General features: G+C 72.1%; 20 protein-coding genes, 1 other RNA gene and 1 pseudogene. 8 read left to right on the forward strand and 14 right to left on the reverse strand.

The annotated features are described in order from the left end of the window. Positions 1 to 2 precede the first annotated feature (2 nt). From CP982_RS13375 to CP982_RS13385, 3 genes are all read right to left on the reverse strand, one after another. Positions 3 to 1,283 (reverse strand): radical SAM protein, encoded by a 1,281-nt coding sequence (locus tag CP982_RS13375; protein WP_229878908.1) that lies wholly within the window; start codon positions 1,281 to 1,283, stop codon positions 3 to 5. A gap of 248 nt (positions 1,284 to 1,531) precedes the next feature. Further along, positions 1,532 to 2,044 carry an NUDIX domain-containing protein gene (locus tag CP982_RS13380; RefSeq protein WP_150510731.1) on the reverse strand — a complete coding sequence of 171 codons (513 nt, stop codon included), beginning with the start codon at positions 2,042 to 2,044 and terminating at the stop codon, positions 1,532 to 1,534. Between the two features lie 144 nt (positions 2,045 to 2,188). Beyond that, positions 2,189 to 2,413 carry a hypothetical protein gene (locus CP982_RS13385; RefSeq protein WP_150510732.1) on the reverse strand — a complete coding sequence of 75 codons (225 nt, stop codon included), beginning with the start codon at positions 2,411 to 2,413 and terminating at the stop codon, positions 2,189 to 2,191. Between the two features lie 410 nt (positions 2,414 to 2,823). On the opposite strand from CP982_RS13385, the gene CP982_RS42485 reads away from it, so the two are divergent. After that, positions 2,824 to 4,056, forward strand: a complete 1,233-nt coding sequence (locus CP982_RS42485; protein WP_229878907.1) for an NsdA family TPR-like regulatory protein — start codon at positions 2,824 to 2,826, stop codon at positions 4,054 to 4,056. Further along, entirely contained in the window at positions 4,047 to 4,568 is a 522-nt protein-coding gene (locus tag CP982_RS13395; RefSeq protein WP_150510733.1) for a GNAT family N-acetyltransferase, read from the forward strand. The genes CP982_RS42485 and CP982_RS13395 overlap by 10 nt, the downstream gene beginning before the upstream one ends. 38 nt (positions 4,569 to 4,606) lie before the next feature. Here the strand turns inward: CP982_RS13395 and rnpB are convergent. The 4 genes and pseudogenes from rnpB to CP982_RS13415 all read right to left on the reverse strand — a co-directional run bounded on the left by rnpB (position 4,607) and on the right by CP982_RS13415 (position 7,290). After that, an RNA gene (gene rnpB, locus CP982_RS13400) (RNase P RNA component class A) lies at positions 4,607 to 5,005 on the reverse strand. A gap of 118 nt (positions 5,006 to 5,123) precedes the next feature. Then, positions 5,124 to 5,906, reverse strand: a pseudogene (locus tag CP982_RS43220) (DMT family transporter); the annotation flags it as partial. 77 nt (positions 5,907 to 5,983) lie between these two features. Then, a complete protein-coding gene (locus CP982_RS13410; protein ID WP_150510734.1) occupies positions 5,984 to 6,883 on the reverse strand; it encodes an AraC family transcriptional regulator in 900 nt (299 codons plus the stop codon). Between the two features lie 104 nt (positions 6,884 to 6,987). Next, positions 6,988 to 7,290, reverse strand: coding sequence for a TetR/AcrR family transcriptional regulator (locus tag CP982_RS13415; protein ID WP_184924984.1), 303 nt, complete (start codon positions 7,288 to 7,290; stop codon positions 6,988 to 6,990). A gap of 171 nt (positions 7,291 to 7,461) precedes the next feature. Between CP982_RS13415 and CP982_RS13420 the strand changes: the two genes are divergently transcribed. Both CP982_RS13420 and CP982_RS13425 read left to right on the forward strand, forming a co-directional pair. Next, positions 7,462 to 8,280, forward strand: coding sequence for a MerR family transcriptional regulator (locus CP982_RS13420; RefSeq protein ID WP_150510736.1), 819 nt, complete (start codon positions 7,462 to 7,464; stop codon positions 8,278 to 8,280). Next, positions 8,277 to 8,972 carry a hypothetical protein gene (locus CP982_RS13425; protein ID WP_150510737.1) on the forward strand — a complete coding sequence of 232 codons (696 nt, stop codon included), beginning with the start codon at positions 8,277 to 8,279 and terminating at the stop codon, positions 8,970 to 8,972. Before CP982_RS13420 ends, CP982_RS13425 begins: the two co-directional genes overlap by 4 nt. On the opposite strand, the gene CP982_RS13430 is transcribed toward CP982_RS13425, so the two are convergent. Continuing rightward, on the reverse strand, positions 8,959 to 10,404 hold the full coding sequence (locus CP982_RS13430; protein ID WP_150510738.1) for an RNB domain-containing ribonuclease: 1,446 nt from the start codon (positions 10,402 to 10,404) through the stop codon (positions 8,959 to 8,961). The genes CP982_RS13425 and CP982_RS13430 overlap by 14 nt on opposite strands. Before the next feature lie 159 nt (positions 10,405 to 10,563). On the opposite strand from CP982_RS13430, the gene yaaA reads away from it, so the two are divergent. Together yaaA and eda are read left to right on the forward strand one after the other, a co-directional pair. Beyond that, entirely contained in the window at positions 10,564 to 11,364 is an 801-nt protein-coding gene (gene yaaA / locus CP982_RS13435; protein ID WP_150510739.1) for a peroxide stress protein YaaA, read from the forward strand. Positions 11,365 to 11,457: 93 nt separating this feature from the next. Next, positions 11,458 to 12,105, forward strand: coding sequence for a bifunctional 4-hydroxy-2-oxoglutarate aldolase/2-dehydro-3-deoxy-phosphogluconate aldolase (eda, locus tag CP982_RS13440; protein ID WP_150510740.1), 648 nt, complete (start codon positions 11,458 to 11,460; stop codon positions 12,103 to 12,105). 118 nt (positions 12,106 to 12,223) lie between these two features. On the opposite strand, the gene CP982_RS13445 is transcribed toward eda, so the two are convergent. From CP982_RS13445 to CP982_RS13460, 4 genes are all read right to left on the reverse strand, one after another. After that, on the reverse strand, positions 12,224 to 13,552 hold the full coding sequence (locus CP982_RS13445; RefSeq protein ID WP_150510741.1) for a bifunctional RNase H/acid phosphatase: 1,329 nt from the start codon (positions 13,550 to 13,552) through the stop codon (positions 12,224 to 12,226). 9 nt (positions 13,553 to 13,561) lie between these two features. Beyond that, positions 13,562 to 14,305 carry a zinc ribbon domain-containing protein gene (locus CP982_RS13450; protein WP_144003168.1) on the reverse strand — a complete coding sequence of 248 codons (744 nt, stop codon included), beginning with the start codon at positions 14,303 to 14,305 and terminating at the stop codon, positions 13,562 to 13,564. Next, a complete protein-coding gene (locus tag CP982_RS13455; protein WP_150510742.1) occupies positions 14,302 to 15,180 on the reverse strand; it encodes a Nif3-like dinuclear metal center hexameric protein in 879 nt (292 codons plus the stop codon). The genes CP982_RS13450 and CP982_RS13455 overlap by 4 nt, the downstream gene beginning before the upstream one ends. 115 nt (positions 15,181 to 15,295) lie before the next feature. Beyond that, a complete protein-coding gene (locus tag CP982_RS13460) occupies positions 15,296 to 16,333 on the reverse strand; it encodes an ABC transporter substrate-binding protein (RefSeq protein WP_150510743.1) in 1,038 nt (345 codons plus the stop codon). Between the two features lie 216 nt (positions 16,334 to 16,549). Here CP982_RS13460 and CP982_RS13465 point away from each other — a divergent pair, with 216 nt between their 5' ends. Together CP982_RS13465 and CP982_RS41670 are read left to right on the forward strand one after the other, a co-directional pair. Further along, a complete protein-coding gene (locus CP982_RS13465; protein WP_150510744.1) occupies positions 16,550 to 17,791 on the forward strand; it encodes a hypothetical protein in 1,242 nt (413 codons plus the stop codon). Between the two features lie 44 nt (positions 17,792 to 17,835). Continuing rightward, entirely contained in the window at positions 17,836 to 17,991 is a 156-nt protein-coding gene (locus tag CP982_RS41670) for a hypothetical protein (protein ID WP_170316411.1), read from the forward strand. A 105-nt stretch (positions 17,992 to 18,096) separates the two neighbouring features. Here the strand turns inward: CP982_RS41670 and CP982_RS13470 are convergent, their stop codons facing one another. Both CP982_RS13470 and CP982_RS13475 read right to left on the reverse strand, forming a co-directional pair. Beyond that, positions 18,097 to 19,038 carry a 3-oxoacyl-ACP reductase gene (locus CP982_RS13470; RefSeq protein ID WP_150510745.1) on the reverse strand — a complete coding sequence of 314 codons (942 nt, stop codon included), beginning with the start codon at positions 19,036 to 19,038 and terminating at the stop codon, positions 18,097 to 18,099. A gap of 10 nt (positions 19,039 to 19,048) precedes the next feature. Then, complete coding sequence (locus CP982_RS13475; RefSeq protein ID WP_150510746.1) at positions 19,049 to 20,125, reverse strand: Zn-dependent alcohol dehydrogenase; 1,077 nt, start codon at positions 20,123 to 20,125, stop codon at positions 19,049 to 19,051. Positions 20,126 to 20,167: the final 42 nt, after the last annotated feature.

Genomic DNA, 20,167 nt, shown 5'->3' on the forward strand with positions numbered 1-20,167 from the left:
CCTCAGACTCTCACGCAGACGGCCCGCGCGGGCTCCGCGACGTGTGAACGCCACGAGACTCGCGCGGGGTTGACGCTCAGCGATACGGGTTGTCGTCGTTGCAGGCGGGCGCGCTGTCCGCGGCTAGGGCCTCGATGTCGTCCACAAGGACGACATCGTCCGGCTCCTTCGGTGTCGCCGGGGGCAGGGTGATCTCGATTGGTACAGCGGTCATGCTGTCTCCCTCTGTCCGTGCTGGCAGTAACTCTCCAGCCGTGCTGGCAGTAACTCTCCAGTGGTGCCTTCGCCAACTGGCGAGCCCTCGCGACTGGTCGGCACACACGGCACTGGTCCGAGAACACACAGCCGCTACAGCCGCCGACGCGAAGCATCTGGGCGTCTGCGACGGCAGGCAGACGCACGAGGCCTTTCAGTCCTTCGCCCATGAGGTCGATCGGGTTCTCCCGGCCCACCTTGCACATGGTTGCGAGCCCATGAGGGTCAACATGGAAGAACGCCTTCCCTGCCGAGCAGCCCTCGAAGATCGCGGTCTTGTCCAGGAAGCCCGGAGCTTGAGCGGCAAGCGGCTCGGGGTTGCCGTCGTAGGTGGGAGAGATGTTCGTGCACTCGCTGTACCCCGTCCCGAACTCTTCGGCGATCGACTGCATGGCCTTCCGCTCATGCACGTTGTGCTTGGTGATGATCAAGGCAAGTTCGAGTGGGAGCCCCGCACCACGGGCCGCTTCGAGGCCCTTCATGAGCAGCCGAAAGGAGCCCGGCTTCCGAGTCAGGGAGTCGAAGCTTTCAGGCGTGGCCCCGTAGAGCGAAACCGTCACCTTCTGCGGCGGCATCGCCGTAAGCAGGTCAACGAGCCGCGGTTGGCATAGTCGAGACCCGTTGGTCAGAATCTCGATCAGCATCCCACTCTCATAGCCTTTCCGATACGAGTACGTGAAATCCCTGTCGATAGTCGGCTCTCCCCCCGTGATCTGGAGCCAGAGAACCCCGGCGTCGCAGAGAAGCTGAATCAGCTTGCCCTTCTCTTCTCTGGGGAGACCGGCAAAGCGACGATCCGCCAAGTAGCAGTGCTCACAGTTGAAGTTGCACCCCTTGTTGATTTCCCAGGTTGCCCGGCTGTAGTTGAGCCGGGTCAGGGGACGGACCACCACGGTGTCCTCAGCCGGGCACCGGGCAAGGTCGATCCCCCAGACCTTCAGTGCGTTGTCGGACAGCCACCGCGGCACAGGACAACCGTCATACACCGCCTGAGACAGCTCGTCGTACTTCGCCTTGGGGATCTTCATACCCCCTCGTGCACCGGGTCTCACGACGATGAACTTCGCCCCTTGCGGACTAGCGATCAACTGGTGCATCGAACCTCCCTTTCTCGTACCGGACAGATACTGATGTCGTGCAGAGGAGAGGGCGCAGAGCCAGTCGCACACGGGCTTAGTGGCCCGCTCACCGTGCTGGGCCCGTAGCGGGGTGGTTGGAGGAGCGCGTCACGGTGAGCGGGGCCGTACCGTCCGGCGCAACCGAACGGGGCTTATGGCTACGCCGTGGCAGGCTCGCCAAGTACGTAGAGCGGCAGCCTCTTGCCCCAGGCGAGGGCTTGCGCAGCGTTGTGGATGCGCCGCACCTGATAGGCGTGGGCGAAGTAGTCCAGCCGACTCATAGGCACCCAGGCGACGGCTGCCAGCTCGCTCCTGGCTGCGTCCGGCAGGGTGACGTCTGCGGCCTCCTCGGCCGACAACTGTCCTCCATCGCAGACGAAGTTGATTCCTTCGGCGCTGGTGCCGTCCTCACTTTCGGGCACTTGATCCACGCAGAGGTAATGCGTGATGGGCAGCGTGAGGCCGGTCTCTTCCTTCACCTCACGCACCGCAGCGTCAGCAATGTGTTCACCCTTGTGCGCGTTCCCTCCTGGGAGCTGCCACCCGAGACGCTTGTCAGCGTGCTTGCACTTTGGCTTTACCATCAGCACGTCGCCCTCTTGGTTACGGATGAAGGCAACGCACCCGAGTCGCCTCGCGGGCTGCTCAGTCGGATCCATATCGCCGTGCATGACTTCTCCTATTTCGGTGTGCCGAGGCGGAGTTAGAGAGACAGGACGTAGGCGAGCGCCAAGAGCCCGAGGGCGCCGGCGAGGCAGCACACCCCGGCGATGACCGCCGTGACTCCACAGCAGCCCGGCTCAGAGCTGCGCGACTCAGTCACCATGCGGGCCATCCAGTTCAAACCCGATGGGATCGACCTGATGGGCTTCGCCGAGCTCGTTGACCGACATGGCCGGGCTCAGATTCTCGGGTTTCGCGTCCCACTCACATCCGCCTCGCAAGGGCCGAAGCTGGACGTACGGCCCTTCGAAGCCCATGACTTCACCGGTGCGCTTCATCGTCGTGTCGAAGACAGTGCTGTGCAGTTCGGGCCTCACAGCAGCCTCCTGAGCCCGCGTTCGGCGGCCTTCAAGATGTTCGGCGTGGGCTCTGTGCAGGGGCCGCGGTGGAACCAGGGCGGCCCCTGCCCCCAGACTCCACCCGCCCCTATGAGTGCCGTCAGCTCATCGACGTCCCCCGGGCCCATGACGGGCACAGCGCGAACGATCTCGTCCTGCGCATGTCCCTCCGGGTGACCGGCCTGAGGCCTGGCGCATCTGCCTGCTTCTCCTGCACCGGTGATCTGCATGTTCTGGACCGCCCTCGGGGATAGACGACTCCTGACAGACAGTCAATGGCCGATGCGGGCCCTGCAACAGGTGAAACCGTTGGGCTCTCCGTCGCAGCACCCCGGTGATTTTTACCTTCGGCCTGTCGCCCGTCGCTGGCAGGGCGCTACCGTCATGGGATGTACGCGAACGCCAAGCTAGAGGCACGCATGGTCAAACTCGGCCTTGGCCAAGCTGAGTTAGCAAGGCTCGTCAATGCTGAGATCGAAAAGTTGACCGGCCGCCCTGGCGCTCTCGACGACGCTGACATTCGTAGATGGTTGAGAGGGAAAACGAAGTGGCCACAGGATCGCATCCGGCTTGGCGTTGAGAGGGTTCTTCAAGCTTCAGCCGTAGACCTGGGCTTCACCCCCAGAAGTAAGAAGAGCGAGGAGGACGACGTGCACCGTCGTACATTCCTCACCGCCACGGGCGGCACAGCTCTGGCGGTAGCAGCATCTAAAAAGCAGCTCAGCCTGAGTGATGTTGACCTTTTCCAGCGTCAGTACATCTGCATCCTTGAGGATGACTGGCGCGTAGGGGGCGGCCAGAAGGTCGAGAACCAAGCGGTGGAGTTGGCTCTCCGCATCCGCTCCGCCCTGACTGCAGGGACCACTTCAAGTCAGGTACGCAAGAGGCTTCACCGTCTCGCCTCGGATGCCATGAGCTCAGCGGCCTTCGCAGCGATCGACGCCAAGTCGCATCAACGCGCCCGAGTGCATCTTGAGAAGGCCGTCACCTTCGCTGGCCTTTCAGGCGACAGTGAGACTCAGTACCACGTGTGGAACCATCTCGCCATGACGGCCTGTCAGCGAGGGGACTTCTCAGAAGGTGCCGCAGCCGCGGATGTGATGCGTTCATTGGCCATCGCGAGACGTGACCCGATCTACACCTCGCTCGGTCACATGCGCAACGCTCGGGCCCTAGCCAAGATGAACCAACCGAGTGACACTCTCCGCTCTCTAAAGGCTGCCGAGAAGTCTTTCCACAGGGCCAGAGAAACAGAGCGTCCAACCTGGATTGCCTTCTACGATCAAAGTGAAGTGTGTGGGCTCGCGGCAAGCATCTGGTTCGCGCTGGGCCAGTATGAGCGAGCGGAGTACTTCTTCCATCAAACACTCAGCGAGATTCGCCCTGAGATGATCCGCAATCGAGCCCTGTACATGACACACTTGGCGCTCGCCCAGGCATGCCAAGGAGAGCTGGAGCTGGCCTGTTTCACAGGTCAGACAGCATACGAAATGCTGCCGCCTGCGTACGGCTCGAAGCGGGCCACAGACATGTTGAGCAAGGTGAGGCTTTCCCTCATCTCGTCCGGATCGAAGTCCCCAGAGGTTACCGAATGGATTGAGAGGTCTCACCAATGGACCTGAAGCACTATGCACATGCTGACGCCCGGGATATCCGTACCTTGCTATTGGACATCCATGACGAGTGCTACGAAAACGAGAAAGGAGGGTTTCACTCCCGGGAGAGGTTCGCCGATTTTGTCGACGCCTGGTCCGCCAAAGACACTTGGGCTTGCCTGATCGGATTCGAGAACGGCAAGCCCATCGGCTACGCCTACGGGGCCACTTTCAGCCCTGGTGGGTGGTGGCGGGGCGTCGACGCCCCCGACTGGCTGACTCCAGAAACAAGAGTCTTCGCCCTCTCGGAGCTGATGGTCGTACCAGAAGGGCGCGGATCTGGGTTCTCAGTCAAGATTCATGACGCACTACTACAGGCCCAGCATGCCGACTGGGTATCCCTCTTCGTCGATACGGCACACCCGAAGGTGGTTGCGCTCTACGAGAGGTGGGGGTACACCAAAGTCGCTGAATCCAGACCTTTCGATGACTCGCCCCTGTACGCCGTCATGGCCAAGAGGATGGGCCATGACACGTGATTCCGCGGGCACCAGGTCAGGCGCCCCCAGCTAAGGGGCAGACGAGTCGGGCTGTACGCCGGGTTCTGTCGCCCGGGCGCCTCGCGGCGGCCGGGGAGACGGCCATCCATCTAGGGCCGGCGTTGCCGCCGGCCTCGTGCGGTCTACCCGCGGACTCGGGCGGGCAGCCCTCGGTCGTCCGCGCAGAAGCACCGGGGTGCTTCCTCTTGACCTTGCTCCAGGTGGGGTTTACCTAGCCGCCTGAGTCACCTCAGGCGCTGGTGGTCTCTTACACCACCGTTTCACCCTTACCCAGCAAGCTGGGCGGTCTGCTTTCTGTGGCACTGTCCCGCGGGTCACCCCGGGTGGCCGTTAGCCACCACCTTGCCCTGTGGAGCCCGGACGTTCCTCGGGAAGGGCCCCCGAAGGGGTCTTCACGCGGCCGTCCGCCCGGCTCGTCTGCCGTGTCGACCATGGTACCCGCCGTGCGGGGCCCCGCGGCGCCGTGGCCGCCGTGGCCAGGAACGAGCCCGCCAGGATCAGGGTGAAGGCGGCCCAGAAGGAGGGGGTGAGGTGTTCGGAGAGGAAGGCGACGCCCGCGATCGCCGCCACCGCCGGGTTGACGTACGTGAAGACGACGGCCCGGGTCGGGCCCGCCTCGTGGATGAGTTCCAGGAAGACCACGAAGGCCAGGGCCGTGCAGATGACGCCCAGGCCCGCCAGGGCCGCGAGGGTCCTGGCGTCCGGGACCTCGTCCGGCCAGGTCGCCGCCGCCGCGGGGGCGTACACGAGTGCCGCGAGGGCCAGGCACGGGGCGATCAGCTGGAGCGTGGGCACCTGCCTGAGGTGGCGGGCCACGATCAGCGGGGCCGTGGCGTAGCCGAGCGCCGTGATCAGGACCTCGGTCAGGGACCAGGCGTCGCCGCCCGCCAGCTGCGGCACGGTCAGGACGGCGACCCCCGCGAAGCCGAGCCCGAGGCCGGTGAGGCGGCGGCCGCCGAGGCGTTCGGTGTCGCCGAAGAAGCGGGCGAGGGCGGCGCCGATGATCGGCACCGCGGCGATCAGGAGGCCCGCGGTGGAGCTGGACAGGTGCCGTTCGGCGTCGGTCAGGGTCCACCAGGGGCCGAGGATCTCCACGGCCGCGAAGGCCAGCATCGGGCGCCAGTGGGCCTTCACCATGCGGGGGAGCCCGCCCTGGCGTATCGCGAAGGGCAGCAGCAGCGCGGCGCCGAGCGCGCAGCGCGTGAACACCACCATCGACGGTGTCAGATCGCTGTCGACCGCCACCTTGATCATCAAGTACGGGATGCCCCACAGGACACCCATGAGGGAGAAGAGGAACCAGCCACGTGCCGTCATGCCCGCAGTGTGCGGAGGGCGGACGGGCGGTGTCTTGAACGTTGTTGCGGGCCCGGAGGTACGAGCGGCTCCCGGGCTCAGGCCGAGGGTGCGGCTCGCCGCGCGTACGCGGCGCCCGCGCGCACGCTGTCGCGGTACGCCGCCGGTGTCACCCCCAGCACCCTTCTGAACCAGCGCGTGAGATGTGCCTGGTCGGCGAAGCCCACCAGGGCCGCCACCTCCGCGGGCCTGCGCCCCGCCTCCAGGAGCGCGCGGGCCCTGGCGACCCGGTGCTGGGCCAGCCAGGCGTAGGGCGGCATCCCCATCGTCGTACGGAAGGCGCGCAGCAACTGGTAGCGGGACAGACCGGTTTCGGCCGCGAGGTCGGCGAGCGCGGGCGGCGCCTCCAGGTCGTCCGCCAGCCGGTCGCGGACCGCGAGGGCGACGGCGGCCGCGCCCGGGACCGCGTCGGGCGCCGGGCGCGCGCTGCCGTGGCGGCGGGCCAGCGTGGAGAGCAGCCAGGCGATCCGGGACTCAGCGGCGAACGCGGTCAGGGGGTCGGTGGCGCCGTCTCCGCTCAGGTCGGTGTGGGCCGCGTACAGGGCCTCCGCCAGCTGCCTGTCGTCCACGACCGCGTCCTTGAAGTGCGGCAGGTCCCCGGTCGGGTCGGCCAGCAGGTGCGGGGCCGGGTACATCGCGCGGTACGCGTAGCCGTCGCCGAGGGCGGGGCGGCCGGTGTGGGGTTCGCCGGGGGCGAGGACGACCACGGCGCCGGGGCCTATGTCGAGGCGGCCGCCCCGGTAGTCGATGATCTCGCTGCCCGCCACGCAGACACCTACGGTGAAGTCCTCGTGGGTGTGCGGGGCGTAGCGGTGCCTGTCGAAGCGGGCGGTCAGCAGGTCCAGGGTGGTGCCGCCGCCCAGTGGCGCTCTGGTCCAGATCGCGCGTTCGCTCTCGCCGCGTTCGCTCTCGCCGCGTGGGCTTTCTGTACCGCTCATCCCCCGTCGCCCTCCCCTGCCTGTGCTGTCCGCGTGTCTGCGAGTCCGTCGTGGCTGGTCGCGCCCACGCGGCGGAGCCGCATATCGACACAGCCCCGCGCCCCTTACGGGGCGAACGCCCTCACGCCCGTCTCCCATGCCTCCCCGAGGCCCACGCCCCCGGGAAAGCGGCCGTGGATCTCCAGGATGACCATGCCGTGGGCGAAGGCCCATACGGCGCGGGCCCGGTAGGCGTCGGCGAGCGCGGCGAGGTGCTGGGCGATCAGCTCGACCGCGGCCTTGTCGGAAAAGTGCTTGTACAGCGACGGCGCCTTGATGCCGAGCCGGTCCGCGAGGGAGCGCGTGGTGAGCGCCTCGGGGCCCGCCTCCTCGACCAGGGCGCGGGCGGTCAGTCGCTGCTCAGCCACGCCGGAACCCCTCCTTCGTACGCGGTCCACAGCCGAAGGCGCGATCGTACGAGATGTGGGCGAGCCAGCCGCGCAGGGCCGCGGTCGCGTCGGGGCGCCCCCTCAGAGTGCGGCTAACGCCGTTAGCCGGAGGCTTGACCTTGCCGCAGCGTCAACGTTTCTACTGGTGCCATGCGGATCGGAGAGATCGCGGCGGCCGTCGGTCTGACGACGCGCGCCATCAGGCACTACCACCACCTCGGGCTGCTGCCCGAGCCGGTGCGGCGCCCCAACGGCTACCGCTCGTACGGCCTGCGCGAGGCCATCGTGCTCGCGCGGATCAAGCGCCTCACCGAGCTGGGCCTCGGCCTCGACGAGGTGCGGGACGTGCTCGCGGACGACGCCGGGCGCGAGCTGACCGAGGTCCTCGCCGAGCTGGACGAGGACCTGGCCCGGCAGGAGGAGGCCATCCGGGAGCGGCGCACCCGGCTCGCCGAGCTCCTTCAGATGTCCAGGGAGGGGCTGCTGCCCGGCGACGGTCCCGTCTCGCCGGGGCTCGCCGAGCTGCTCACGCGGCTGTGCCCGGCCGACTCGGCGACCGCCGCGAAGGACCTCGAACACCTCGCCCTGTTCGACGCCGTCGCCGAGGCGGGGCTGCGCGAGCGCCTCTACGAGACGCTGCGCGAGGTCGCCGACGACCCCGGCCTCACCGCCCGTCTGCGGCAGGTGTACGCGCGCCTGGACGAGCTGGCCGACGCGCCCGTCGACGACCCCCGGGTCGCCCCGCTGGGCGAGGAGCTCGCCGGTCTCGTCCCCGACAACATCCTCGCGGTCCTCGTGGACGGGGGCGAGGACCGCGAGGAGGCCCGCACCGGGCCCGCGGCGAAGGGCGGGGCCCGCCTCGGCACCGCCTTCGGGGACGCCTTCCTCGACGACTTCGCGCCCGCCCAGGCGGCGGCCGTGCGGCACATGCTGAAGCTGCTCACCGGGACGACTCAGTGGTCGCCGTGACCGGGCCGGTACGGGTGGCGCGACGGCTGCTCGCGCACGAGCTGCGAGGCCTTCGGAGCCTCGGCCTGTGGGTGGCGCGGCGGCGCCACGGGGTCGGCGCCCACGACCGCGCGGCGGCGTACACCGGGCCGCAGACCTCGACGCTCTTCGCCTTCGCCTTCCTCGCGGTGGTCGAGACGGTCGCGCTCGCCCTCGTCGTGCCGTGGCCGCTGGCGCACGCCGCGCTGCTGTTCGTCGACGCGTACACGGTGGTGCAGATCGTCGCCCTGCACGCCGCGTGCGTGACGCGGCCCCATGTGGCGGGCGCGGACGGCTCGTTGCGGGTGCGCTACGGGCAACTCCTCGACCTGCGGATCCCGGCCGCGCTCATCAGCGGCGTCCGCGTGGAGCGCCGCTACCCCGAGGGGCGGGTGCTGCGGATCGGCGACGACGGCACGGTCGACGTATGTGTCGGCAACCAGACGACGGTCACCGTCGAGCTCGCCGAACCCGTCGCGTTCGTCCGCCCGCTGGGGCGGACGGCGTACGCCCGCACGGTGCGGCTGCACGCCGACGACCCGCAGGGCCTCGTCGAGGCGCTGCGGCGCCCGCGCGTGATCGTCCGGGAGACGCGCGGGCCCGGCGGGGCGCCGGGCGCGGGCCGTCCGGCGACGGTCACGCCGGACGCGCGCGACCTCGTCACGCGGGAGTGAACAGCACCGTCGCCTCGCCCGGCTCCGCCCGGGCGAGGCGGACGCGCAGGCGTTCGCCCAGGGGCAGGGGCGTACCGGCCTCGATCCGGGCGACGACGGCGGGGGCGGTCAACTGGACGGTGCCGACGGCCGGTTCCGCCTCCTTCACGTCCACGACCACCGCGTCGAAGACCTCGCCCACGCGGTCCTTGAGCAGGGCCGCCTCGACGATGTCGACGCACGCGCGCTCCACGGCGTTGCCGCGCCGGGTGCCCTCCGCCATCTCCTTGGGCAGCGCGGGCAGGGCCGCGAGCACCCACTCCGGCGGCGCGGCGTCCGCGCACGCGGCCAGGCACAGCTCGGACGCGTAGCGGTCGACGAGACGGCGCAGCGGCGCCGTGCAGTGCGCGTACGGCGCGGCCACCGCGGCGTGCGTCGTCAGGTCGGGGACCTCACCGCCGCTGAACGCCGTGTACCCGGCGCCGCGCAGCAGCGTCGTGCACTCCTGGAGGAACGCGGCGTGGTGGGGCCGGCGCGGGTCGAGGGAGCGCACGAGCGCGGCGTACGGGACGTGGTGCGGCCAGTCGATGTCCAGGGCCCTCGCGGTCCTGCGCAGCCGGCCGACCGCGCCGTCCGGGGCGGTCGGCAGCGTCCGCAGCACACCCGTACCGGAATCGATCATGAGCTGGGCGGCGGCCATGCCCGTGAGCAGGGAGATCTGGGCGTTCCAGCCGTCGGCGGGCAGGGGCGCGCGGTAGACGAGTTCGTACGTGTCGCCGCCGGGGCCCTCGACGATCTCCTGCTCCGGGACGTCGAGGGAGATGCCGCCGCGCTCGACCTCCAGGCGCTCGCGCAGCCGGCCGATGTCCGCGAGCAGCGCGAGCGGCTCCTCGGCCGTCCCCGCGTCGATGTCCCGCTGCACGCCGTCGTAGTCGAGCTTGGCGCGGCTGCGGACCAGGGCGCGGCGCACGTCGGCGGACTCGGTGCGGCCGTCCGCGTCGAGGTCGACGCTCCACACCAGGGCCGGGCAGGTCTGGTCCGGCAGCAGACTGGCCGCGCCCTCGCTGAGGGCCGTCGGGTGCAGCGGCACCTTCTCGTCCGGGAAGTACAGGGTGGTGACGCGCCGGTGGGCCTCGGTGTCGAGCGGGCCCTTCGGGGTGACGTACGCGGCCACGTCGGCGATCGCGTACCGCACCCGGTAGCCGCCGCCCGCGCGGCGCGACAGGTGCATGGCCTGGTCCAGGTCGACGGACGTCGGCGGGTCGATCGTGAAGAAGGGGATGCCCGTCGCGTCCTCGTCCGGCAGCCGCGGGGCCGCTGCCGCGCGCTCCGCGTCCCTGAGGGCCTCCGCCGGGAACTTCTCGGGTACGTCCAGCCTTGCTCGCAGGTCGCGCAGCGCTGCCCGCAGCGGGGCCTCGGCTGCGCCGGTCACACGGAGGTGGCGGCGGGGCATAACCCGAGCGTAGGCCCGCCTCTCCCGGGTGGCATCCGGTGTCCTTTCGGCTGCGGGTCTCGTCGTGGCTCGGCGCGCAGTTCCCCGCGCCCCTAAGGGGGGCGCACCACCCCGTACGCTGGGGCGGGCCACTTCCCATAACCGCCAAAGGAGAAAGCCTTGCTCGTCCTGCTGCCGCCGTCCGAGGGGAAGGCCGCCTCCGGGCGCGGGGCGCCGCTCAAGCCCGAGGGCCTGTCGCTGCCGGGGCTCGCCGGGGCCCGCGCCGCGGTGCTCGACGAGCTCGTGGAGCTGTGCGCCGCCGACGAGGAGAAGGCGCGGGAGGTCCTCGGCCTCAGCGAGGGGCTGCGCGGCGAGGTCGCCAAGAACGCCGAGCTGCGCACCGCCGGGGCCCGCCCGGCCGGTGAGATCTACACCGGCGTCCTGTACGACGCGCTCGACCTGGCCACGCTCGACACGGCGGCGAAGCGGCGCGCCGCGCGCTCCCTGCTGGTCTTCTCCGGCCTGTGGGGCGCGGTCTCCGTCGCCGACCGCATCCCCTCCTACCGCTGCTCGATGGGCGTGAAGCTGCCGGGCCTCGGCGCGCTCGCCGCGCACTGGCGCGGCCCGATGGCGTCCGTGCTCCCTGAGGCCGCCGGGGACGGGCTCGTCCTGGACCTGCGCTCGGCGGCGTACGCGGCCGCGTGGAAGCCCAAGGGGGAGGTCGCGGGGCGGACCGCGACGGTACGGGTGCTGCACGCGCGCGTGGTGGACGGGGTGGAGCGGCGCTCCGTCGTCTCCCACTTCAACAAGGCCACGAAGGGCCGCATCGTGCGCTCGCTCCTGACCGCGGGGGCCGCGCCCGCGTCCCCCGCCGAGCTGGTGGAGGCGCTGCGGGACCTCGGGCACACGGTGGAAGCGGAACCGCCCGCGAAGCCGACCGCCGCGTGGGCCCTCGACGTGGTGGTGCGGGACATCCACTGAGCCGGGCGGGTCTTCGGCGGCGGGGCACGCCACTCGTTGCAGAGCGCGCAACGGGCTTTGCGGAGGGTGGTGAGGGCGGGGCACGATGCCCCCATGGACTCCCCCGCCGCCCAGGCCTCCGTGCTGGACCTCGCCCCCGTCATCCCCGTAGTCGTGGTGGACACCGTCGACGCCGCCGTGCCGCTCGCGCGGGCGCTCGTCGCGGGGGGCCTGCCCGCCATCGAGGTCACGCTGCGGACGCCGGTGGCCCTCGACGCGATCCGGGCGATCGCCGCCGAGGTCCCGGACGCGGTGGTGGGCGCGGGCACGGTCATCTCGCCCGACCACGTCAAGGGCGCGGTGGACGCGGGGGCCCGGTTCCTGGTCAGCCCGGGGTGGACGGAGACCCTCCTGGAGGCGCTGAAGGGGTCCGGCGTCCCGTTCCTGCCGGGCGTGTCGACGACCTCGGAGGTCGTGGCGCTGCTCGAACGCGGCGTGCGCGAGATGAAGTTCTTCCCCGCGGAGGCGGCCGGGGGCACCGCCTATCTGAAGTCCCTCGCGGGCCCGCTCCCGGGGGCCCGCTTCTGCCCGACCGGCGGCGTCTCCGCGGCGTCCGCGCCGTCGTACCTGGAGCTCGCGAACGTCGGGTGCGTGGGCGGCAGCTGGATGCTGCCCGCGGAGGCCGTGGCGGCCGGGGACTGGGGCCGGATCGAGTCCCTGGCCCGCGAGGCAGCGGCGCTCCATTGCGAGAGCGCCCCGTAGGGGCGCGGGGCTGTGTCGATATGCGGCTCCGCCGCGTGGGCGCGACCAGCCACGACGGACCCGCTGCCGCCCGACGGCATGGTGCGGCAACCCGGCTAGGCGCTTGGACGGCGCACGCTCACCGCAGGTGCCCCGTGTCGTTCAGGAGCCGGACGCTGGCGTTGCCGTCCGCGTAGTACGCCACCGCGGACAGCGAGGCCGCCGACAGCTCCATGCGGAACAGGGACTCCGGCGGCGCGCCGAGGGCGAGCCGCACGAGCGTCTTGATGGGCGTGACGTGCGTGACGAGCAGCACGGTGCGGCCCGCGTACGCGGCCTGGAGCTTGTCGCGGGCCACCGAGACCCGGCTGGTGACCTCGGCGAAGGACTCGCCGCCCGGCGGCGCGACGTTCGGCGAGGCGAGCCACGCCGTCAGCTCGTCGGGGTAGCGCTCGCGCGCCTCGGCGAAGGTGAGCCCCTCCCAGGCGCCGAAGTCCGTCTCGCGCAGGCCCGGTTCCAGCTCGACGTCCAGGCCGAGGCGCGCCGCGACGGTGCGGGCGGTCTCCTGGCAGCGCAGCAGCGGGGAGGAGACGACGGCCTGCACGGTGCCGCGCGCGGCGAGCGCGGCGGCGACGCGGACGGCCTGCTCACGGCCGGCGTCGGACAGGGAGGGGTCGCTCCCGCCGCTGCCGGAGAAGCGCTTCTCGGGCGTCAGCGGGGTCTCGCCGTGGCGCAGGAGGACGAAGGTCGCGGGGGCACCGAGGTCGGCCGCGCCCCAGCCGACGGGCGGGGCCGCGGTGGCCGTGCCGGTGCCGGACGGCTCGCCGGAGGCACCGGACCCGTCGGCCGCGACGGAGCGTGCCGCCCTGGCGTCGGCCGTGACGGCATCGGCACCCGGCCGCGCCGCGGCGGAGGCCTTGCCGGTCGCCCCGGCGAGGGCCGCGCGCGCCCTGGCCGCGCCCGCGGCCGCGTCGCCGGGCGGGCCCGCGGGCTCCGCGGCGGCGCGGGACGCGGCGCGCAGGTCCGCCGTCGACGCCGCCGCCGACCACTGCTCGCCGCGCTTGCCCGCGTCCATGGCCTCGTTCGCCAGGCGGTCCGCGTGCTTGTTCTTCTCGCGCGGGATCCACTGGTAGGTGACCTGCGCGCCGGAGGCGACCGCGGCCGCCTCGGCGGCCAGCGGCTTCATGTCGGGGTGCTTGATCTTCCAGCGGCCCGACATCTGCTCGACGACCAGCTTGGAGTCCATGCGGACCCGGATCGTCGCGTCGGGGTCCAGCTCGCGGGCCGCCTTCAGGCCCGCTACCAGGCCCTTGTACTCGGCCACGTTGTTCGTGGCGACGCCGACGTACTCGGCGGTCTCCGCCAGCGTCTCACCGGTGACGGCGTCGATGACGACCGCGCCGTAGCCCGCGGGCCCCGGGTTGCCCCGGGAGCCGCCGTCGGCCTCGACGATGAACTCCTGCGCCACGCCCGCCCCTTACAGGCCGGACTCGGAGGTGCGCACCAGGATGCGGCTGCAGTTCTCGCAGCGCACGACCTTGTCGGGCGAGGCCGCCTTGATCTCGTTCACCTCGGTGATGTCCAGCTCCAGGCGGCAGCCCTCGCAGCGCCGCTGGTGGAGCTTGGCCGCGCCGATGCCGCCCTGCTTCACGCGCAGCCTGTCGTAGAGCCCGAGCAGGTCCGCGGGGACGGCGGCGGCGACGACCTCGCGGTCCTTGGTGACCGAGGCGGCCTCGCGGTCGAGCTCCGCCTGCGCGGCGTCCCTGCGGCCCGTCGCGTCGTCGAGCTTCGACTGCACGGAGGCGACCCGCTCGGTGAGCTCGGCGACGCGCTCCTGCGCGGACTCGCGGCGCTCCATGACCTCCAGGACGACGTCCTCCAGGTCACCCTGGCGCCTGGCGAGGGAGGTGATCTCCTTCTGGAGGTTCTCCAGGTCCTTGGGCGAGGTGACCGCGCCGGAGTCCAGGCGCTGCTGGTCGCGGGCGGCGCGCTGGCGCACCTGGTCCACGTCCTGCTCGGCCTTGGTCTGCTCGCGGGCGCAGTCGCTGTCCTCGGTCTGCGCGGCCACGAGCAGGTCGCGCAGTTGCGTGAAGTCCTTCGTCAGCGACTCGATCTCGGCGTGCTCGGGCAGCGACTTGCGCTTGTGCGCGAGCTGCGCGAGGCGTACGTCCAGGTCCTGGACGTCGAGGAGGCGGATCTGGTCGGCGGGCGCGGCGTTCAGTTGGGGGCTCCAAAGGAATCAGAAGGGGCGCGCGAGGCGCTCCCTGCGGGGGACGACGCGGCGTGGGCGGTCCAGGGGTCGGTGACCGTCTTCGAGACGTGGACGCGAAGCCCCCATCCGTGCCGGTCGGAGATCTCGTCGAGCTGAGCGGCCGCCAGCTCGCACCAGGGCCACTCGGTGGCCCAGTGCGCGGCGTCGAGCAGCGCGAGCGGTGCCTCGGCGCGGGCCTCCGACACCGGGTGGTGGCGCAGGTCGGCGGTGAGGAAGGCGTCGACCCCCGCGGCGCGCACGGCGCCGAAGAGGCTGTCGCCCGAGCCGCCGCTGACCGCGACGGTACGGATCGGCTGCTCCGGGTCGCCCGCGGCGCGGACGCCCTGCGCGGTGGCGGGCAGCCGCCGCGCGGCGAGCTCGGCGAACTCGGTGAGGGTCAGCGGGTGTTCCAGCTCGCAGATGCGGCCGAGCCCGCGCCGCCCGTGCTCGTCGGCCGGGTCCGGCACCAGGGGGCGCAGGACGCGCAGGCCGAGGGCGCCCGCGAGGGCGTCGGAGACGCCCGGGTCCGCGGTGTCGGCGTTGGTGTGGGCGACGTGCAGCGCGATGTCGTTCTTGATCAGGTCGTGGACGACCCGGCCCTTGAACGTCGAGGCGGCCACCGTCGTCGTACCGCGCAGATAGAGCGGGTGGTGGGTGACGAGCAGGTCGGCGCCGAGCCGGACCGCCTCGTCGGCGATGTCCTGGACGGGGTCGACGGCGAACAGGACCCGGGAGACCTCCTGGTCCGGGTCACCGCAGACCGTGCCGACCGCGTCCCACTGCTCGGCCCGCTCCGCGGGCCACAGGGCGTCGAGCGCGGCGATGACTTCAGACAGACGGGGCACGTACGAAAGGCTACCTGTAGGTCCTGCGCGCCTGAACCGGCGCCGCTCTCGCGCGGGCGGCCGACCGCCGTCCCGGCGACCCGATCGGCACGTTCCGTGAGCTACGCCACAGGCCCTACTTGACCAGGTGGTTCCGGAGGTCGTCCAGGACCAGGTCGGCGGCCGTCACGCCGAGGCCCAGGTACCAGGTCTCGTCCGGGACGTTCTTCGCCCGGCCCTCCTTCACGGCGTCGAGCTTCTTCCACAGCGGGTTGTTCTCGGCGCCCGCGCGGCCGGTCTTCTTCGGGTCGCCGTAGACGCCGGTGAAGATCCAGTCGGCGTCCGCCTCGTCGATCCGCTCCGGGCTGATCTCCGTGGCGAGATCGTTGACCTGCTGGTTCTTGGGCCGGGGCAGGCCGACGTCCGTCAGAACGGTGCCGATGAACGACGCCTTCGCGTACAGCCGGACGCGGTCGGGCATGTAGCGCAGCATGGTGACGGTCGGCTTCTTCGGGCCGATCTCCTCGCCGAGCGCCTTCGCCTTCTTCTCGTACGCGCCGAGCGCGGCCTTCGCCGCGGCGGTCCGGTCGAGCGCGGCGGCGTTGAGGAGGTAGTTCTGCTTCCAGGTGAAGCCGGGGCGCACGGAGAACACGGTGGGGGCGATCTTGGAGAGCTGCGGGTAGAGCTTGGCGGCGCGCAGCTCGCTGCCCAGGATCAGATCGGGCTTGAGGTTCGCGATCGCCTCCAGGTTGAGGGAGTTGATCGTGCCGATGTTCTTGGGGCTGCCCGCCCGCTTCTTCAGATAGCCGGGGACGCCGTCGTCGCCCTCGGTGGGGGCGTAGCCGACGGGCTTGACCCCGAGCGACACCACGTTGTCGAGCTCGCCGACGTCCAGGACCACCACGCGCTGCGGGCGCTGCTTCAGCTCCGTCTTGCCCAGGGCGTGCGTGAGGGTGCGCGGGAACTGGCCGGGCTTGGCCGTGGTGCCCATCCGCGCGGTCTTCTCGGCCGCCTTGGCGAAGTCCTCGCCGCCCTGGGCGACGGCCTTGCTGCCGCTGCCGTTGTCGCTCTTGCCGTCGCCGCCCGAGCCGCAGGCCGCGAGGGCGAGCGCCCCGGCCGCGGCGAGGGCGACGGCTGCGGCGGTGCGGGCGGGTCGACGGCGTCGTACGGACATCGGTGCTCCAGGGGGAGGTGCAGGGCGTGCGGGGTCCCGGGGCCGGGCCGCCACGCAACTTAGGGTTGCCTCACCATAACCGCTCCCCATCGAGCACACTCGCCACCGCCTTCTCAGGCGATTCGGGACATCACCACACGTACGCGTGAAGCGACCGGCCTCGGATGCCACGCCAGTACGTGCGAAAACTAGCGTCGCGAGCGGAGGTGACCCCCCATGACAGCGCCTGTGGCCGAGCCATCACCGCCCTCGCCGCCCACTCCCCCGGCACCGTCGCCGCCCCCGGCCCCGCCGGACACCGCGCGCACGACGCGGCGCGTCGAGGTGCCGGGCGGCGGGGCGGTCCTCGTGCCGGCCCCCGCGGCGCCCGCCGTCGCCCCGCGCGCCGCCCCGCCCGTCGTCCTCACCGCCGACGGGGCGTACGCCGCCCGGCTCACGCACACCGGCGGCTGCTGGTACCCCGAGCGCTGGACCCTCGACTCCCCCGAGCCGTACGCCGTGCCGCTGCCCGGGCACCAGCCCGAGGAGCCCGGCACCGCGGTGCTCCCGATGGCCGACGGCCGCGTCCTGGTGCACCGGCGGGCGGCGGGCCGCCACGTCTTCGCGCTCCTGTACCCCACCGGGCCCGGCACCGGCGAGGTGGCGCTCGGCGGCGTCGCCTGCGAGGGCGCGGAGCTGACCCTGCTGCCGCCCGCGCCGCGCGGCGGGTACGCCTACGCCCTGGCGGCGGGCGAGCGCTCCACGGCGGTGTGGCTGGTCGCGGGCGGCTCGTTCGGGCCCGAGCACCTCGCCGAGGTCCCCGGCCGCTGCACGGGCGGCGTCTGGCTCGACCGCGCCAACCGCATCCTGGCGCTCGACCGCGAGCTCGACGGCCTGACCAAGACGGTGGCGGTGGACCTGGAGCGCGGCGGCGAGGTGTCGCCGCTGCTCCAGATCGCGGCCGACAGCGACGACCGGCTGCTGCTCGCCGACGCCGACAGCGGGCTGCTGCTCATCCGCTCGGACGCGCCGGGCGAACCCCGCCTGGGCTGGGGCGTGTTGGGCAGCACGCACCCGGTGCGGTTCCCCGAGTGCCTGCGCCTGCCCGGCCGCGGGGCGACGCCGTTCGCGATCCAGCCCGGCCAGGTCCTCACCCCGGAGGCCTGCGCGGTCGCCCTGCGCGTCGACACCGGCGCCGACGCGCGGCCCGCGCTGTGCGCCTGGCGCGCCGCCGACCGGAAGGTCCATCAACTCACGCCGCCCGACGGCTGGTTGCCCGGCGCCGGCCACTGGACGCCGGAGGGCGTGCTGCGCCTGCCGTACGCCACCGGCGCGGGGCCCTGCGGGGTGGCCCGGATCGAGGTGCCGCGAGCCCCGGCCGCTCCGCCCGCCCGGGGCGAGACCGGAAACGCCCCCCGGGCCACCCGGCCCGTGCCCCTGCAACAGGCGCCCCTCGGGGGGCGCGCGGCGGGCGGTTAGACTCGCCCGCCGGTACGAACGATCTTTACTACGGGGTGAGTTTCATGACGACCGACACCACGACGGACACGATGACCGATCCGCGCTACGCCGAGGGCGGCGAGGAGGCGGGGCACGGCCGCCACCGGGGGCCCGGGGCCGCGCATGACGAGGAAACCGCGCCCAGCGGCCGGCACCGCCGGCAGGGCACGGAGGGCTGACGCCCGGGGGCACCGCCTCATCGCGCTTCGCGCTCGTCCTCAAACGCCGGACGGGCTGGACAGTGCCGCTCGCGGCAGCGTTTCAGCCCGTCCGGCGTGGGGGGATCAATCCCGCTTCAGTCCGAGCACCTCCGGCGCCGCGAAGGTCTCCCCCGGGGGCCGCCCCGCGAAGTACGGCGTCAGCGCCCCGTCCAGCTCCGCCGCGCTGAACGCCCCGGCGGCGGCGCGGAACGTGGCGGCGATCCTGGGGCGCTCCATCACGGCCACGACGCCGCCGTGCACGACGAGGAGTTGGCCGTTGACCCGCCCGGCCGCGGGTGAGGCGAGATAGCCGACCAGCGGGGCCACGTGCTCGGGCGCCAGCGGGTCGAGCTCGCCGTCGGCCGGCTCGGCGAAGCCCGCGAACACGTCGGAGGTCATCCGCGTACGCGCCCGCGGGCAGATGACGTTGGCGGTCACGCCGTACTTGGCGAGGGCGAGCGCCGTGGACGTGGTCAGGCCGACGATCCCGCCCTTGGCCGCGGCGTAGTTGGGCTGCCCGGCGGAGCCCGCGAGGAACGCCTCCGACGAGGTGTTCACGATCCGGCCGTAGACCGGGCCGCCCGCGGCCTTGGAGCGCTCGCGCCAGTGCGCGGAGGCGAACCGGACCGTGTTGAAGTGCCCCTTGAGGTGCACGCGGACGACTGAGTCCCACTCGTCCTCGGACATCGAGAAGATCATCCGGTCCCGCAGGATGCCCGCGTTGTTGACCAGGACGTCGAGCTTGCCGTAGGTGTTGACGGCGAGGTCCACCAGGGCGCGGGCCTGCGCGTGGTCCGCCACGTCCCCGGAGTGGGCGACGGCCTTGCCGCCCGCCTCGCGGATCTCGGCGGCGACCTCCTCCGCGGGCCCGGCGGACGCCGCGCCGGTGCCGTCGCGGCCCGGCTGCCCGTAGTCGTTGACGACGACGCTCGCCCCGAGCCGGGCGAGTTCGACGGCCTCGGCCCGGCCGAGCCCGCGGCCCGCCCCGGTGACGACGGCCGACAGGCCCTCGAGCGGCTGCACCACGGAACCTCCCTCAGATCTCTATGCAGGTCCGCAGGGCGGCGCCCGTGCGCATCTGCTCCAGGGCCTCGTTGATCTCCGCGAGCTGCACCCGGTGCGTGATCATGCCTTCCAGGTCGACGCGCCCGGCGCGCCACAGGGCGATGGCCCGCTCGTACGACCGCAGCACGTCCCCGCCGCCGTACAGGGACGGCAGGATGCGCTTCTCGTCGAAGAACAGCTCGAACATGTTGAACTGGACCTGGTCGTCCATGGCGCCCGCGCCGACCACGCACAGGGTGCCGCCGCGCCGGGTCGCCTCGTACGCGGCGCGGGCCGTCGCGGACTTGCCGACGACCTCGAAGACGTAGTCGAAGCCCTCGCCCGCCGTCGCCCGCTGCTTGGCGTCGCCGAGGGCGTCGGGCGCCACCGCCTCGCTCGCGCCGAACCGCAGCGCAAGGTCGCGCCGGGCCGCCACGGGGTCGACGGCGACGATGTGGGCCGCGCCCTTGAGGCGCGCGCCCTGGATCACCGAGACGCCGACGCCGCCGCAGCCGATGACGGCGACGGACGAACCGGCGGCCACGTCGGCGGTGTTGAGGGCCGCGCCGAGCCCGGTGGTGACGCCGCAGCCGATGAGCGCCGCGATGTCGAAGGGCACGTCGTCCGGGATCGGCACCGCGCAGGCCGCGTCGACCACGACCTCCTCGGCGAACGTGCCGGTGCCCGCGAAGCCGAAGACGTCGCCCTGGGGGCGCTTGAAGTTGGGCGTGCCCGCGTTCATGAACCCGGCGAGGCACAGCTCGGTCTGCCCGCGCCTGCAGGCCGGGCAGCGGCCGCAGGCGGGGAGCCAGCACACCAGGACGCGGTCGCCCCGCTTGACGTTCGTGACGCCGTCGCCGACGTCGAGGACCTCGCCCGCGCCCTCGTGTCCCGGGACGAACGGGGCGGGCTGCGGCAGCACCCCGTTCATCGCGGACACGTCGGAGTGGCACAGGCCCGTGGCCCGGACGCGGACGCGCGCCTTCCCGGGGCCGAAGCCCACCGCCTCGACGTCGTCGAGCACGTCGAGCTTGTCCTGGCCTGTCTCGTGCAGTACGGCTGCGCGCATGACGGTGGGGCTCCTCTCACCTCTGGGGTACGTGGACCGGTG

The organism is Streptomyces spectabilis (assembly GCF_008704795.1).
GTDB lineage: Bacteria > Actinomycetota > Actinomycetes > Streptomycetales > Streptomycetaceae > Streptomyces > Streptomyces spectabilis.